This is a genomic window from Pseudomonas sp. I3-I5 (assembly GCF_022699445.1).
Taxonomy (GTDB): domain Bacteria; phylum Pseudomonadota; class Gammaproteobacteria; order Pseudomonadales; family Pseudomonadaceae; genus Aquipseudomonas; species Aquipseudomonas fulva.
In genome coordinates, this window is sequence record NZ_CP093940.1 from 360,862 (window position 1) to 374,874 (window position 14,013).

11 protein-coding genes and 2 tRNA genes are annotated in these 14,013 nt (G+C 61.6%); 9 read left to right on the forward strand and 4 right to left on the reverse strand.

All coding sequences use genetic code 11. From position 1 onward, the window contains the following. Positions 1-18: 18 nt before the first annotated feature. The gene (locus tag MOP87_RS01530; RefSeq protein ID WP_023533002.1) at positions 19-1,311 is read left to right on the forward strand and encodes an adenylosuccinate synthase; all 1,293 of its coding nucleotides are present in this window, start codon (positions 19-21) and stop codon (positions 1,309-1,311) included. A 187-nt stretch (positions 1,312-1,498) separates the two neighbouring features. Then, the gene (locus MOP87_RS01535) at positions 1,499-3,433 is read left to right on the forward strand and encodes a methyl-accepting chemotaxis protein (protein WP_242810038.1); all 1,935 of its coding nucleotides are present in this window, start codon (positions 1,499-1,501) and stop codon (positions 3,431-3,433) included. 14 nt (positions 3,434-3,447) lie between these two features. On the opposite strand, the gene MOP87_RS01540 is transcribed toward MOP87_RS01535, so the two are convergent. The 4 genes from MOP87_RS01540 to MOP87_RS01555 all read right to left on the reverse strand — a co-directional run bounded on the left by MOP87_RS01540 (position 3,448) and on the right by MOP87_RS01555 (position 6,528). After that, positions 3,448-5,013, reverse strand: a complete 1,566-nt coding sequence (locus MOP87_RS01540; protein WP_027913947.1) for an iron ABC transporter permease — start codon at positions 5,011-5,013, stop codon at positions 3,448-3,450. After that, positions 5,013-6,026, reverse strand: a complete 1,014-nt coding sequence (locus MOP87_RS01545; protein ID WP_027913946.1) for an extracellular solute-binding protein — start codon at positions 6,024-6,026, stop codon at positions 5,013-5,015. The genes MOP87_RS01540 and MOP87_RS01545 overlap by 1 nt, the downstream gene beginning before the upstream one ends. Before the next feature lie 242 nt (positions 6,027-6,268). Then, a tRNA-Leu gene (locus tag MOP87_RS01550) sits at positions 6,269-6,355 on the reverse strand. Between the two features lie 86 nt (positions 6,356-6,441). After that, a tRNA-Leu gene (locus MOP87_RS01555) sits at positions 6,442-6,528 on the reverse strand. Between the two features lie 271 nt (positions 6,529-6,799). On the opposite strand from MOP87_RS01555, the gene rnr reads away from it, so the two are divergent. The 7 genes from rnr (at position 6,800) to dnaB (ending at position 13,966) form a co-directional block, all read left to right on the forward strand. Then, positions 6,800-9,382: a ribonuclease R gene (gene rnr / locus MOP87_RS01560; RefSeq protein ID WP_027913945.1), complete on the forward strand. Its 2,583-nt coding sequence runs from the start codon at positions 6,800-6,802 to the stop codon at positions 9,380-9,382. Further along, positions 9,379-10,125 (forward strand): 23S rRNA (guanosine(2251)-2'-O)-methyltransferase RlmB, encoded by a 747-nt coding sequence (gene rlmB / locus MOP87_RS01565; protein WP_023532995.1) that lies wholly within the window; start codon positions 9,379-9,381, stop codon positions 10,123-10,125. The genes rnr and rlmB overlap by 4 nt, the downstream gene beginning before the upstream one ends. Positions 10,126-10,406: 281 nt before the next feature. Beyond that, entirely contained in the window at positions 10,407-10,832 is a 426-nt protein-coding gene (gene rpsF, locus MOP87_RS01570) for a 30S ribosomal protein S6 (RefSeq protein WP_021783885.1), read from the forward strand. A gap of 28 nt (positions 10,833-10,860) precedes the next feature. Then, on the forward strand, positions 10,861-11,091 hold the full coding sequence (rpsR, locus tag MOP87_RS01575; protein ID WP_003249563.1) for a 30S ribosomal protein S18: 231 nt from the start codon (positions 10,861-10,863) through the stop codon (positions 11,089-11,091). Between the two features lie 33 nt (positions 11,092-11,124). Next, complete coding sequence (locus MOP87_RS01580) at positions 11,125-11,988, forward strand: hypothetical protein (RefSeq protein ID WP_242810039.1); 864 nt, start codon at positions 11,125-11,127, stop codon at positions 11,986-11,988. A gap of 20 nt (positions 11,989-12,008) precedes the next feature. Then, positions 12,009-12,455 carry a 50S ribosomal protein L9 gene (gene rplI / locus MOP87_RS01585; RefSeq protein ID WP_012316464.1) on the forward strand — a complete coding sequence of 149 codons (447 nt, stop codon included), beginning with the start codon at positions 12,009-12,011 and terminating at the stop codon, positions 12,453-12,455. A 113-nt stretch (positions 12,456-12,568) separates the two neighbouring features. After that, complete coding sequence (gene dnaB / locus MOP87_RS01590) at positions 12,569-13,966, forward strand: replicative DNA helicase (protein ID WP_023532900.1); 1,398 nt, start codon at positions 12,569-12,571, stop codon at positions 13,964-13,966. Positions 13,967-14,013: the final 47 nt, after the last annotated feature.

The following is a 14,013-nucleotide window of genomic DNA, read 5'->3' on the forward strand; positions in this document are numbered from 1 at the left end:
TGAATGAGGACCAATGTAATGGGTAAGAATGTCGTCGTCCTGGGCACCCAGTGGGGTGATGAGGGCAAAGGCAAGATCGTCGATCTGCTGACCGAACATGCTGCCGCCGTCGTGCGCTACCAGGGTGGCCACAATGCGGGCCACACCCTGGTGATCAACGGTGAAAAGACCGTTCTGCACCTGATTCCATCCGGCATCCTGCGTGAAGGCGTGCAATGCCTGATCGGCAACGGTGTGGTCGTTGCACCCGATGCACTGATGCGCGAGATCACCAAGTTGGAAGAGAAGGGCGTACCGGTGCGTGAGCGCCTGCGCATTTCCCCGGCTGCGCCGCTGATCCTGTCGTACCACGTCGCGCTGGACCAGGCCCGTGAAAAAGCCCGTGGCGAAGCCAAGATCGGCACCACCGGCCGTGGTATTGGCCCAGCGTACGAAGACAAGGTTGCCCGCCGTGGCCTGCGCGTGGGCGATCTGTTCCACCGCGAGCGTTTTGCCGCAAAGCTGGGCGAGCTGCTGGACTACCACAACTTCCAGCTGGTGAATTACTACAAAGAGCCTGCCATCGATTTCCAGCAGACGCTGGACGAGTGCATGGCCTACGCCGAACAGCTCAAGCCGATGATGCTCGACGTCACTGCCGAGCTGCACAACCTGCGTCGTGCCGGCAAGGACATCATGTTCGAAGGCGCACAGGGCTCGCTGCTGGACATCGACCACGGTACCTACCCGTACGTCACCAGCTCCAACACCACCGCTGGCGGTATCTCGACCGGTTCCGGCGTGGGCCCGATGTACCTGGACTACATCCTGGGCATCACCAAGGCCTACACCACCCGCGTAGGTTCGGGTCCGTTCCCAACCGAGCTGTTCGATGACACGGGCGCCACCTTGGCCAAGCGTGGCCATGAGTTCGGTTCCACGACCGGGCGTGCCCGTCGTTGCGGCTGGTTCGATGCCGTCATCCTGCGCCGCGCCATCGACGTCAACAGCATCTCGGGTATCTGCCTGACCAAGCTCGACGTGCTCGACGGCCTGGAGACCATCAACATCTGCGTAGGTTACAAGGATGCCAATGGTGAAGTGATCGAAGCCCCGACCGATGCCGACAGCTACATCGGCCTGCAACCGGTGTACGAAACACTGCCGGGCTGGAGCGAGTCGACCCTGGGTGCCAAGACCCTGGAAGCGCTGCCTGCCAATGCGCGTGCCTACATCACCCGCATCGAGGAACTGATCGGCGCACCGATCGACATCATCTCCACCGGCCCGGACCGCAACGAAACCATCGTGCTGCGTCATCCGTTCGCCTGATCTGCCCTCCAGGCTGATCTGACGCCGTGGCCCTGAACAGGGGTCGCGGCGTTTTTCATTGTGGGTACGAAGCTCGTATTGCTTGAGCTTGGCGTGTATCCCCGCTGCTACCGGCATAACCCTTGCTGTAAGAATTGTCTGTCGATGCCATCAAAGTAATGGCGCCAGAAAACACGAGGGTTTTACCGTGTCTGCCATCCTTTCGCTGTTACGAAGCCGCCTGTTGCGGCCTGTTTTTGTGGCCTTGGGTATCGCCCTTTTGGTGCAGGTGCTGGTGGCCGTTGCCCTGACACGAAGCACGGTTTCGGCCCTTGAGCGCGAACTGGCCCAACGCCTTGGGCATGACAGCCAACAACTCACGACTGATCTGGAACAAGCCGGCCAGGAGGTGCGCGCAGGCCTCGATGGCTTGTCTGCCAGTACTCGCCAACGCTTGAGTGCAGGGCTCTCGACACGCCTGCAGGCCGAGCAGCAGCAACTGCGCGAGACCCTCGAAGGCACCTTGAAAGAGTCCGCCAACGACATGGCAGAGTTGCTGGCCTCGGTGGCGCCGCGCGCCATCTGGGACAAGGATGTGCCGGTGTTATCGGATTTCGCCCGACGGGCGCAGCGCAATCCCAACGTTCTGTTCGTGATTTATGACGATGCAGAAGGCCAGCACCTGACCCGCTACCTGAACCGACAGAACCCAATCAACCAGGCATTGCTCGAGAAGGGGCAAGGGGAGCGGGCGCTGGACAAAGTAATCGAGGCCGCACGCCGCGACCCTGCTGTGTTCATGGTCGAAGCGTCGATCAACCCGAATGGGGCAGAAATCGGCAAGGTGCTGATGGGTGTTTCAACCGCCGGCATCGATCAGCAGCTGGCCGCTCTGGACCAACGTTTCGCGGCCTTGATCACCAGCAGCGAACAGTTGGTTGGCGACAGCCTGGTGGGGGCGGCTGCCGACAGTGGCAAGACACTGCGTGAACGCCTGGAGGCTGCGCAAGGCAGCGCCGCGGCCATGCAGAACAATACAGCTCAAACCGTGCGCGATGCGGCGGCAGAATTGCGTTGGCGCATCGGCCTGGGCCTGGTGCTGGTGGGGCTGGGCGTGCTGTTGGTGGTGGCCATAGTGCTAGGCCGGCGTGTGGTGAGCAAGTTGCGCCTGTTGATCGCGGCGCTCGATGACCTGGCAGCGGGCGAAGGCGACCTGACCAAGCGGGTACCCCTGGACAGCCGCGACGAGATTGGCGACATGGCCTCAGCGGTCAATCGCTTCGTCGACAAGCTGCAACCTATCGTGCGCGAAGCCGGTGACGTGGCCGAGCGCACCGGTGTGGAGATCGGCGCCATGACCCAGCGCAACGCAGGCGCCGATGCCGCCGCCGCGTTGCAGCGTGATGAGGTGGCGGCCAGCCTGAGCGACCTGTCGAGCATGGCTGAAGAAGCCCAGGCCGAGAGCCATGCCATGCAGGCCGCCTTGCAGCAGGTGGTGGACATTCGCCAGGCCACTGACGAAAACAGTCGCACCTCGACGCAACTGGCCGGGCTCATCGAAAACCTGGCCGGGCAGGTGGATGCAGGCTCGCAGGTCATCGAGCGCCTGGCCAAGCAAAGCGAGCAGATCGAGGTGGTGCTGACGGTCATCCACGGCATTGCCGAGCAAACCAACCTGCTGGCCCTCAACGCCGCCATCGAAGCCGCCCGTGCCGGCGAGACGGGGCGAGGCTTTGCCGTAGTGGCGGATGAAGTGAGGGCGTTGGCGAGCAAGACGCAACGCTCCACCGGTGACATCCAAGCGCATATTGCCGCACTGCAGGCAGGGGCGAAGGAGGCGGTGGCCACGATCAGTCAGGCGGGTACAAAGGCCAGCGAAGGGCTGCTGGTGCTGCGTGACAACGAGCGTCGCCAGCAGTCGGTACAGGCTGCCGTCGAGCAGGTGCATGCGGCGATAGGCCTGGCCACCCGCGCCGCCGAACAGCAGGCCAATGGCGCGCAAGCGGTGCGCGGCAGGGTGCAGAACATTCATACCCAGGCCGAACGTTCAGCCGAAGTGGTGATGCAGACCACGGCAAGCAGCAAGGTGCTGGACGATCTGGCGGCCCAGCTTCGGGCAAGTCTGGGCCAGTTCCGGGCGTGATGCGCTTTGGGCCATCACGCGCGGTTCAGGTACATCCGCGTTGTCAGCAAATACACCGGCAACCCTGAAACCACGATCAGCAGCGCCGCATAGGGTGCCGCCGCTGCGAACTCGACATTGGCCGTGTGTGCCCAGACTTCGGTGGCAAGGGTCGTCATGCCGGTAGGACTGAGCAGCAACGTTGCCGTCAATTCCTTCATGGCGTCCAGAAACACCAGGGCGAAGGCCGCTGCCATCGCCGGGAAGATGATCGGCAGGGTCACTTTGCAGAACGCGGCAAAGCTGCTTGCACCCAGGGTGCGTGCCGCCTCTTCCAGCGTAGGGGATGCCTTGTTCAAGGCCGTGCGCACGGGCGACTGGGCCAAAGGCAGGAACAGCAGTGCATAGGCCAGAAGCAGTAACGCCGTGGTCTGGTACAGCGCCGGCACGTAGTGCAGGGCAAAGAACACCAGCGTCAGGGCAATGACAAGCCCGGGCAGGGCATGCAACAGGTAGGGCAGGCGTTCTGCCCAGATGGCCAGGCGCCCCTTGTAGCGCACCACCAGGAAGCTGATCGGCAGAGCCAGCACGACGCAGAAACCGGCGCCGCCTAGCGACACGGACAGCGATGTGAACAGTGCCCTGGAAATATCCGCAATGGGGAACGCTGCGGATGAACCCACGCTGAGCCAGTAACCGAGCATGGCCAATGGAATACCGCTGCCCAATACGGCCAGGCCCAGGCAGAACACTTGAGCAGGTATCGCCCAGCCACGCAGCTTTACAGGCTGAGCGCGGCGTGCCACGCCCTGGCCAATGCGTACATGCCGTGCCTTGCCACGTACCCGCAGTTCCAGCCACAGCATGATCAAGCACATGGCCAACAGCACGGCGGACAACATGGCCGCGTTGGCGTTGCTGAATTCCAGCTCGAACTGCTGGTAGATGGCGGTGGTGAATGTCTGCAAGCCCAGAATCGACAGTGCGCCGAACTCCACGAGCATGTGCAGGGCGATCAGCAGGGCGCCACCCAGCATCGACGGCCACAGCAAGGGCAGGGTGACTTTCCGGTACACGCTCCAGCGGCTGCAACCCAATGTGCGCGCCGACTCCTCAAGGGAGGTGTCCAGGTTGCGTAAAGTGGCCGCCACCGGGAGGAAGATCAGCGGGTACTTGGACAGGGCCATTACCAGAATGGCGCCGCCCAAGCCTTCGAAGTCCGAGCTCAGCGAAACCCAGGTAAAGCTGCTGACGAACGACGGCACGGCAAAGGGCAGGCACAGCACCACCCCCCACAACCTGCGCCCGGGCAGGTCGCTGCGCTCCAGCAGCCATGCCAGCGCCAGGCCTACGACCATACAGGTCAGCGTAACCCCGACCATCAGCAGCAGGGTGTTGCGCATCAGCCCCCATACGTAGGGGCGCCACAACAGGTACAGCGCCTCTCGCCAGCCGGCTTCCCAGGCTTTGATGGCCACGTAGAGCAATGGCAGTACGCTCATCGCCACCAGGAAAAGCACGGGCAGCACCACCCAGATCGAGGGGCGCTTGCGGCGCGGTACGAAACGTACCGGCACCGGCTGGGTCAGGGCGGCAGTCATCAGAGCAGACCGACCTCACGCTCAAGCTCAAGGGCTTCTTCGGCATTGCCGAGGTCGGCCGGCGTGATCTTGGGCGGGCGCAACTCGTCGAACGGCTTCAGGCCGCGATCGGAAACCATGCCCTTGTGCAGTGGGTATTCGGCCGTGGTCTGGGTGATCACGCGCTGGCCTTCTTCGCTGGCCATCCAGTTGAGCAATGCCTGGGCTTCCTTGGGGTGCTTGCTGGCCTTCACGGCCGCGGCACCCGAAATGGTCACCAGGTTGCCGGCGTCGCCATCGGCCAGGTAGTACAGCTTGGAGTCAAGCTTGCCGCGCTCGCGCTCCAGGGCGTACCAGTAGTAGTTGTTGACCAGCACCGCGCCCACTTCACCTTTCTCCACGGCCTTGAGGGCGACCATGTTGTTGGTGTAGGTCTTGCCGAATGCCTTCAGGCCGGTCAGCCATTCTTCCGTTGCTTCGCGGCCATGCATCTTCAGGATGGCTACCGCCTGCTCCTGGAAGGCCCCGCTGGTGGGTACGAAGCCAACGCGCCCGTCCCATTCAGGGTTGGCGAAGTCCATGACCGTGGTCGGCAGGTCCTTCTCGTCGATTTTCTTGGGGTTGTACACCACCACCCGGGTCCGCGCGGTCACGCCCATCCAGGTACCGTTGGCGGCGACATATTCCTTGGGCAGCATGTTGAGCGTGGCATCATCGATCTTTGCCAGCAGGCCCAGCTCACCCAGGTTATTCAGGGGTGGCGACTCTTCGGTATAGATGATGTCGGCCGGCGAGCGCTCGCCTTCTTCGATGATCTGGCTGGCCAGCTGGTTGCTGCTGCCCTTGCGGATATTGATATGGATGCCGGTCTTGGCTTCATAAGCCTTGGCGATGGCCTCGCCGATTTCCTTGTGCTGACCGTTGTACATGGTCAAGGTGACCGGCGCATCTGCCATGGCGGCCGGAGCGCCGATGACCAGGCTCAACACGGCGGCGGCCAGGGTGCGCATCAGCGGTTGCGGGCGGATCGTCATGCGGGTACTTCCTCGCTTACGGCTACATATTTGGAAACAATGGTAAACGAAATCGTTTCTCATGTGGCGAGGTGACGATAAATTCATTGAGCGGGGTGCTTGGGGCTATGCACGCGTCGGAAAGGGCGAGGCGTTGGGTTTTGTGCGCCATCTTGCACAACGCCGAAAACACGGAAGGGCGGGGCCATGATGCTAAATTTCAGGCAAGAAAAAACCCACTAGCAAGCTAGTGGGTTTTTGTATGGTGCCCAGGAGAAGACTCGAACTTCCACGACCGTTAAGTCACTGATACCTGAAACCAGCGCGTCTACCAATTCCGCCACCTGGGCAAAGCTTTACATCATCTGATGAAGGCGACTATTGTTCGCTTCACACAGTAGTAACAGATCCTTGGTCATCTATTACTTGAAAATTTTGGTGCCCAGGAGAAGACTCGAACTTCCACGGCCGTTAAGCCACTGATACCTGAAACCAGCGCGTCTACCAATTCCGCCACCTGGGCACACATTCGAGATAAAAGATGCTTTACAGCGCCGCTCATCTCTACTACAACTTCGGGGTTGTCCGTCGTCGTGGTGCGCACTATACGGATGCCCTCGGGGGCTGTAAAGCCCTCGATCAAAAAAAATCTCAAAAAATTCAACTTGTTGATTTCATGGGCCTATTGCCGCTCGCCGGGCGCTCCTCAGGGGGCTGTCCAAGGCTGACATTTCCGGTTTCAATACGCCTATGCCAGAATTCCTATCTATATACCCCAAGGTGAACCCCTTCTGATGGCCGATTGGCAATCCCTCGATCCCGAGGCCGCTCGCGAAGCGGAAAAATACGACAACCCCATTCCCAGCCGTGAGCTGATCCTGCAGCGCCTTGCCGACCGTGGCGAACCGGCCGCGCGCGAGGAGCTGGCGGCAGAGTTCGGTCTGCACGAAGAAGACCAGATCGAAGCACTGCGCCGCCGCCTCAGGGCCATGGAGCGCGACGGCCAGCTTATCTATACCCGGCGCGGCACCTATGCCCCGGTGGACAAGCTGGACCTCATCTGCGGCCGCGTCTCCGGCCACCGCGACGGCTTCGGCTTCCTCATTCCCGACGACGGTAGCGAAGACCTGTTCCTGAGCCCGTCGCAGATGCGCCTGGTGTTCGATGGCGACCGCGCCCTGGCGCGTGTGTCCGGCGTCGACCGCCGTGGTCGCCGCGAAGGCGCCTTGGTCGAGGTCGTCTCCCGCGCCCATGAAAGCGTGGTAGGCCGCTACTTCGAGGAAGGCGGCATCGGTTACGTGACCCCTGACAACCCGAAGATCCAGCAGGAAGTGCTGGTCACGGCCGGGCGTAACGGTGGCGCGAAGATCGGCCAGTTCGTCGAGATCAAGATCACCCATTGGCCAACGGCGCGTTTCCAGCCGCAAGGCGATGTGGTGGAAGTGGTCGGCAACTACATGGCGCCGGGCATGGAAATCGACGTTGCCCTGCGCAGCTACGATATCCCGCACGTCTGGCCCAAGGATGTGATCAAGGAGGCCCGCAAGTTCCGCTCTGAAGTCGAAGACAAGGACAAGGAAAAGCGCGTCGACCTGCGCCACCTGCCCTTCGTGACCATCGACGGCGAGGACGCGCGCGACTTCGACGACGCCGTTTACTGCGAACCCCTGGGCAAGCTGCGGATGTTCTCCGGCGGCTGGCGCCTTTATGTGGCGATCGCCGACGTGTCGAGCTACGTCCGCCTGGGCTCGGCGCTGGATGTGGAAGCCCAGCAGCGCGGAAACTCGGTGTACTTCCCCGAGCGTGTGGTGCCCATGCTGCCCGAGGAATTGTCCAACGGCCTGTGCTCGTTGAACCCGCACGTCGATCGCCTGGCCATGGTCTGTGAAATGACCATGAACAAGGCCGGGCAGATGGTCGACTACCAGTTCTATGAAGGGGTCATCCACTCTCACGCCCGGCTGACCTACAACAAGGTCAGCAGCATGCTCGAGCATTCACGCACCCGTGAAGGCAAGGCGCTGCGCGAGGAATACAAGGAAGTCGTCCCGGACCTGAAGAACCTCTACAACCTGTACAAGGTCCTGCTCGATGCCCGGCACACCCGCGGTGCCATTGACTTCGAGACCCAGGAAACTCGCATCGTCTTCGGCGAAGACCGCAAGATCGCGGAAATTCGCCCGACCGTGCGCAACGATGCGCACAAGCTGATCGAGGAATGCATGCTGGCCGCCAACGTGGCCACGGCAGAGTTTCTGCAAAAGCACGGTGTGCCGGCCCTGTACCGGGTGCACGATGGCCCGCCACCGGAGCGCCTGGAAAAGCTGCGTGCTTTCCTGGGTGAGCTGGGGCTGTCACTGCACAAGGGCAAGGACCCGTCGCCCAAGGACTACCAGGCACTGCTGGCGAGCATCGCCGCCCGCCCGGACTTCCACCTGATCCAGACCGTGATGCTGCGCTCGCTCAGCCAGGCGGTGTACAGCACCGACAACAACGGCCACTTCGGCCTGAACTACGAGGCGTACACCCACTTCACCTCGCCGATCCGTCGTTACCCTGACTTGCTGGTCCACCGCGCCATCCGCAGCGTCATCCGCTCCAAGGTCGATACCCCACACGTCAAGCGTGCCGGTGCCATGAGCATTCCCAAGGCGCGTATCTACCCGTACGACGAGAACACCCTCGAGCAACTGGGCGAGCAATGCTCGATGACCGAACGCCGGGCCGACGAAGCCACACGTGACGTGGTCAACTGGCTCAAGTGCGAGTACATGAAGGACCGCGTGGGCGAGACGTTCCCGGGTGTGATCACGGCGGTGACAGGTTTCGGCCTGTTCGTCGAGCTGACCGACATCTACGTCGAGGGTCTGGTGCACGTCAGTGCGCTGCCGGGCGACTATTACCACTTCGACCCTGTGCATCATCGTCTGTCGGGCGAACGCACTGGCCGCAGCTTCCGCCTGGGTGACACGATCGAGGTCAAGGTCATGCGCGTGGACCTGGACGAGCGCAAGATCGACTTCGAAGTGGCCGACGCCACCCTGGCCGCTCCGATCGGTCGCAAGCAGCGCGGTACACCTGCTGCCGCTGCCCCGACCGAGCAAGCACCGGAGCAAGAGAAGGCCAGGGCCACGCCCAAGCCGCGCAGCCGCAAGAGCGAAGCCTCCGAGGCGTACTTCCCCAAGGACGCCGTGCAGCGCAACGCCGAGGTGCGCAAGAGCCGCGAAATGAAAAAGGCGCTGATGACCGAGGCCCGCAGTACCAGCCACGGCAGCAGCAAGTCGGACAAGGGCAGCAAGACGTCTGGCAAGCCTACCAAGCACCGTAAAGGGCCGTCGAAATCCGGCGCATCACGCAAGAGCAAGAGCAATTCATGAGTCAGTTGGAAAAGATCTACGGCGTTCACGCGGTACAGGCGCTGTTGCAGCACCATCCGAAGCGGGTCAAGCAGATCTGGCTGTCGGAGGGCCGCAGCGAGCCGCGCCTGCAAGCGCTGCTGGCCTTGGCCGCCGAGAACCGCGTAGCTGTGGGTCAAGCTGAGCGCCGCGAGATGGACGCCTGGGTCGAAGGCGTGCACCAGGGCGTGGTCGCCGAGGTGAGCCCCAGCCAGGTCTGGGGTGAGCTCATGCTCGAGGAGTTGCTCGAGCGCACTGAAACCCCGCCTCTGATCCTGGTGCTGGACGGGGTGACCGACCCGCACAACCTTGGTGCCTGCCTGCGTACCGCTGATGCAGCGGGCGCAACGGCCGTGATCGTGCCCAAGGACAAATCGGCGACCCTGACGCCTGTGGTGCGCAAGGTCGCGTGCGGCGCAGCCGAGGTGATCCCGCTGGTGGCCGTGACCAACCTTGCGCGTACGCTTGAGAAGCTGCAGCAGCGTGGCCTGTGGGTGGTGGGAACCGCCGGCGAAGCCGAGCAGGAAATCTACCAGCAAGACCTGACCGGCCCGCTGGTGATGATCATGGGCGCCGAAGGCAAGGGCATGCGCCGGCTGACCCGCGAGCACTGCGACTTTCTGGTGAAACTGCCGATGAGTGGCAGCGTCAGCAGCCTGAACGTGTCCGTGGCCACTGGCGTGTGCCTGTTCGAGGCCGTGCGCCAGCGCCAGGCCAAGGGTTGATCCCATGACCGTGCCGGTCTTTTGGCCGGCACGTGCCCGCTTGAACGGATCCTGCACGGGCCGCTGTACCCGCGACGCGACAGATGCCGCGTCGAAGTGTTTCCGGTTGTTCAAATAATCGCCAATTGCCTTGCTTGTCTGTCTGGCCTTCTCTACAATTGCGCCCCTTGCCGAGCTGGCAGGTGCGCATGTGCCTCTACTCCCTGGCAAGACACACCAGTGTCATTCACTCCTTGTCTGACCAGATTCGCTGGCAGACTACTAACCCGTAAGGAGCATTCATGCGTCATTACGAAATCATCTTCCTGGTTCACCCGGACCAGAGCGAGCAAGTCGGCGGCATGGTTGAGCGTTACACCAAGCTGATCGAAGAAGATGGTGGCAAGATCCACCGCCTGGAAGATTGGGGCCGTCGTCAACTGGCCTATGCAATCAACAATGTTCACAAGGCTCACTACGTGATGCTGAACGTTGAGTGCACCGGCAAGGCCCTGGCCGAGCTGGAAGACAACTTCCGCTACAACGATGCCGTTATCCGTAACCTTGTCATCCGACGCGACGAAGCCGTTACCGGTCAGTCCGAGATGCTGAAGGCTGAAGAAAACCGCAGCGAGCGCCGTGAGCGTCGCGAGCGTCCTGAGCATGCCGAGTCCGCCGAAGGCGACGACAGCAATGACAGCGACTCCAGCGATAACGCTGACGAGTAATCCACGGACCTTTAGAGGAGCCTATTAAATGGCACGTTTCTTCCGTCGTCGTAAATTCTGCCGCTTCACTGCTGAAGACGTGAAAGAGATCGACTTCAAAGATCTCAACACCCTGAAAGCTTACGTATCCGAAACCGGCAAGATCGTTCCAAGCCGTATCACCGGTACCAAAGCTCGTTATCAGCGTCAGCTGGCTACCGCTATCAAGCGCGCCCGCTTCCTGGCCCTGCTGCCCTACACCGACAGCCACGGCCGCTGAGACCGGGTCGTCGACAAGCAGTAAGGGATTAGCATGCGAGCGTTAGCAAGTTTCATCATGCGCGGTCGTGTGCAGGCCACCCTCGTGGTGGTCATCAGCGCGGTATTGCCGCTGCTGTTCTGGTTGAGTGCCGCTGCCGGCAGCCTTGTGCTGCTGCGACGCGGGTTCAAGGATGCTTCAACGGTCATCGCTGGCGGCTTGCTGGCAGGGTTGGCCGTTTGGGTCATGGGCGATCCGATCACCTTCATGGTGATCGCGGGTGCCCTGGCACTTGCCGGCCTGTTGCGGGCCGAGCATCCCTGGAGTCGGGTGTTGGTGGTCAGTGCCGTGTTCGCCGTGGCGTTCAGCCTCGTGCTTGATCTGGCGCTGGCCCCTACCTTCGATGCGCTGGCCAAGGCGTTTGCCGAAGCCATGCCGCAAGTCGAAGGGCAGCCGGTACTCTCCGGTGAAGTGATCCGCCCATTGCTGGTCACTTCCACAGCCGTGACAGTGCAGTTGTTCTGCGTGCTGGCCCTGGTGCTGGCGCGTTATTGGCAGGCAGCGTTGTACAACCCTGGAGGCTTCGGTCACGAGTTTCGTGCCCTGAAGCTGCCGAAACAGACCATGGTGGCCCTGGTGGCAGTGATGGTGGTGGCCCCGTTCATCGGGCCGCAGTTCATCATCCTGGCATCGGCTTCGAGCCTGGTACTGGTGCTGGCCGGCATCGCTTTGATGCATGGGCTTGTGGCGCAGGGCCGACTGGCCGGTTTCTGGCTAGTAGTGATGTACGTGACGCTGCCGCTGATCATGCAGCTGATTTACCCGTTGCTGGTGGTCCTGGCCATTGTCGACAGCCTGATTGATTTTCGCGGTCGCAAGTCCCCCAAAGGGAATGACTCCGCGAACGGTGAAGGTTAAAAGTTAAGAGGTTTTACCAAATGGAACTGATCCTGCTGGAAAAAGTCGCCAACCTGGGCAACCTGGGCGATAAAGTAAAAGTTAAGGCTGGTTACGGCCGTAACTTCCTGCTGCCATTCGGCAAGGCTACCGTTGCCAACGCCGCCAACCTGGCTGCGTTCGAAGAGCGTCGCGCCGAGCTGGAAAAAGCAGCTGCAGACCGTAAATCGTCGGCTGAAAGCCGCGCTGCCCAACTGGCCGAGCTGGAAGTGACCATCACTGCCACCGCTGGCGACGAAGGTAAGCTGTTCGGTTCGATCGGCACCCACGACATCGCTGACGCCCTGACCGCCTCCGGCGTTGAAGTGGCCAAGGCTGAAGTTCGTCTGCCGAACGGCACCATCCGTCAGGTTGGCGAATACGACGTAGCCGTGCACCTGCACAGCGACGTTGAAGCCACCGTACGTGTGGTCGTCGTAGCTGCCTAAGCTGCGCTGACTGGCTGGCCCGTCAGGTGTCAGCCGGTTAACATCGGGCACGGTCCTGTCTTCGACAGGCCGTGCCCTTTGTCTTTTTCATCCTCCAGAATTCTTTCGTGGCCATGAACGAGATCACTACCTCCGAACAGCTCGACCTGCAAACCGCAGCCCTGAAAGTGCCGCCGCATTCCATCGAGGCCGAACAGGCCGTGCTCGGTGGTCTGATGCTGGACAACAACGCCTGGGAGCGGGTGCTGGATCAGGTGTCGGACGGTGACTTCTACCGGCATGACCACCGGTTGATCTTCCGTGCCGTGCACAAGTTGGCTGACGCCAACCAGCCGTTCGATGTGGTGACGCTGCACGAGCAGCTCGACAAGGAAGGCTTGTCGACGCAGGTCGGTGGCCTGGCATACCTGGCCGAATTGGCCAAGAACACGCCTTCGGTGGCCAACATCAAGGCTTATGCCGCGATCATTCGCGAGCGGGCCACGCTGCGGCAGCTGATCAGCATCAGTACCGACATCGCAGACAATGCGTTCAACCCGCAAGGCCGTGATGCGGCGGAAATCCTCGACGACGCCGAGCGGCAGATCTTCCAGATCGCCGAGGCGCGGCCCAAGACAGGCGGCCCGGTAGGGGTCAACGACCTGTTGACCATGGCCATCGACCGCATCGACACCTTGTTCAACTCCGACAGCGACATCACCGGTATCTCCACCGGTTATACCGACCTGGACGAGAAAACCAGCGGCCTTCAGCCGGCCGACCTGATCATCGTGGCGGGCCGGCCTTCGATGGGCAAAACCACGTTCGCCATGAACCTGGTGGAAAACGCCGTGTTGCGTACCGACAAGGCCGTGCTGGTGTTTTCGCTGGAAATGCCAGGCGAATCGCTGGTCATGCGTATGCTGTCCTCACTGGGTCGTATCGACCAGACCAAGGTGCGCTCCGGTCAATTGAGCGACGACGACTGGCCACGCCTCACGTCGGCGGTGAACCTGCTAAACGACCGCAAGTTGTTCATCGATGACACCGCCGGCATCAGCCCATCGGAGATGCGCGCGCGCACCCGACGCTTGGCACGCGAGCACGGTGAGATCGCCATGATCATGGTCGATTACCTGCAGCTGATGCAGATTCCTGGTTCTTCGGGTGACAACCGCACGAACGAGATTTCCGAAATCTCCCGGTCGCTCAAAGCCCTGGCCAAGGAATTCAATTGCCCGGTCATTGCCCTCTCGCAGCTCAACCGCTCTCTGGAGCAGCGCCCAAACAAACGCCCGGTGAACTCCGACTTGCGTGAATCCGGTGCAATCGAGCAGGACGCCGACGTCATCATGTTCGTGTACCGCGACGAGGTGTATCACCCCGAAACCGAGCACAAAGGCGTGGCGGAAATCATCATCGGCAAACAGCGTAACGGGCCAATTGGCTTTGTGCGCCTGGCGTTCATCGGCAAGTACACCCGTTTCGAGAACTTGGCGCCAGGGATGTATAACTTCGACGACGATGAATAACGTCTGATCCTGCTTCACCAGACGCACCTTCTTACCTGAATCGTGGG

What these genes read in the sequence shown, in the direction of transcription:
- MOP87_RS01530 (WP_023533002.1), top strand. Translation starts at nt 19, where the DNA reads ATGGGTAAGAATGTCGTCGTCCTGGGCACCCAGTGGGGTGATGAGGGC.
- MOP87_RS01540 (WP_027913947.1), bottom strand. Translation starts at nt 5,013, where the DNA reads ATGACTGCCGCCCTGACCCAGCCGGTGCCGGTACGTTTCGTACCGCGC.
- MOP87_RS01545 (WP_027913946.1), bottom strand. Translation starts at nt 6,026, where the DNA reads ATGACGATCCGCCCGCAACCGCTGATGCGCACCCTGGCCGCCGCCGTG.
- rnr (WP_027913945.1), top strand. Translation starts at nt 6,800, where the DNA reads ATGGCCGATTGGCAATCCCTCGATCCCGAGGCCGCTCGCGAAGCGGAA.
- rlmB (WP_023532995.1), top strand. Translation starts at nt 9,379, where the DNA reads ATGAGTCAGTTGGAAAAGATCTACGGCGTTCACGCGGTACAGGCGCTG.
- rpsF (WP_021783885.1), top strand. Translation starts at nt 10,407, where the DNA reads ATGCGTCATTACGAAATCATCTTCCTGGTTCACCCGGACCAGAGCGAG.
- rpsR (WP_003249563.1), top strand. Translation starts at nt 10,861, where the DNA reads ATGGCACGTTTCTTCCGTCGTCGTAAATTCTGCCGCTTCACTGCTGAA.
- MOP87_RS01580 (WP_242810039.1), top strand. Translation starts at nt 11,125, where the DNA reads ATGCGAGCGTTAGCAAGTTTCATCATGCGCGGTCGTGTGCAGGCCACC.
- rplI (WP_012316464.1), top strand. Translation starts at nt 12,009, where the DNA reads ATGGAACTGATCCTGCTGGAAAAAGTCGCCAACCTGGGCAACCTGGGC.
- dnaB (WP_023532900.1), top strand. Translation starts at nt 12,569, where the DNA reads ATGAACGAGATCACTACCTCCGAACAGCTCGACCTGCAAACCGCAGCC.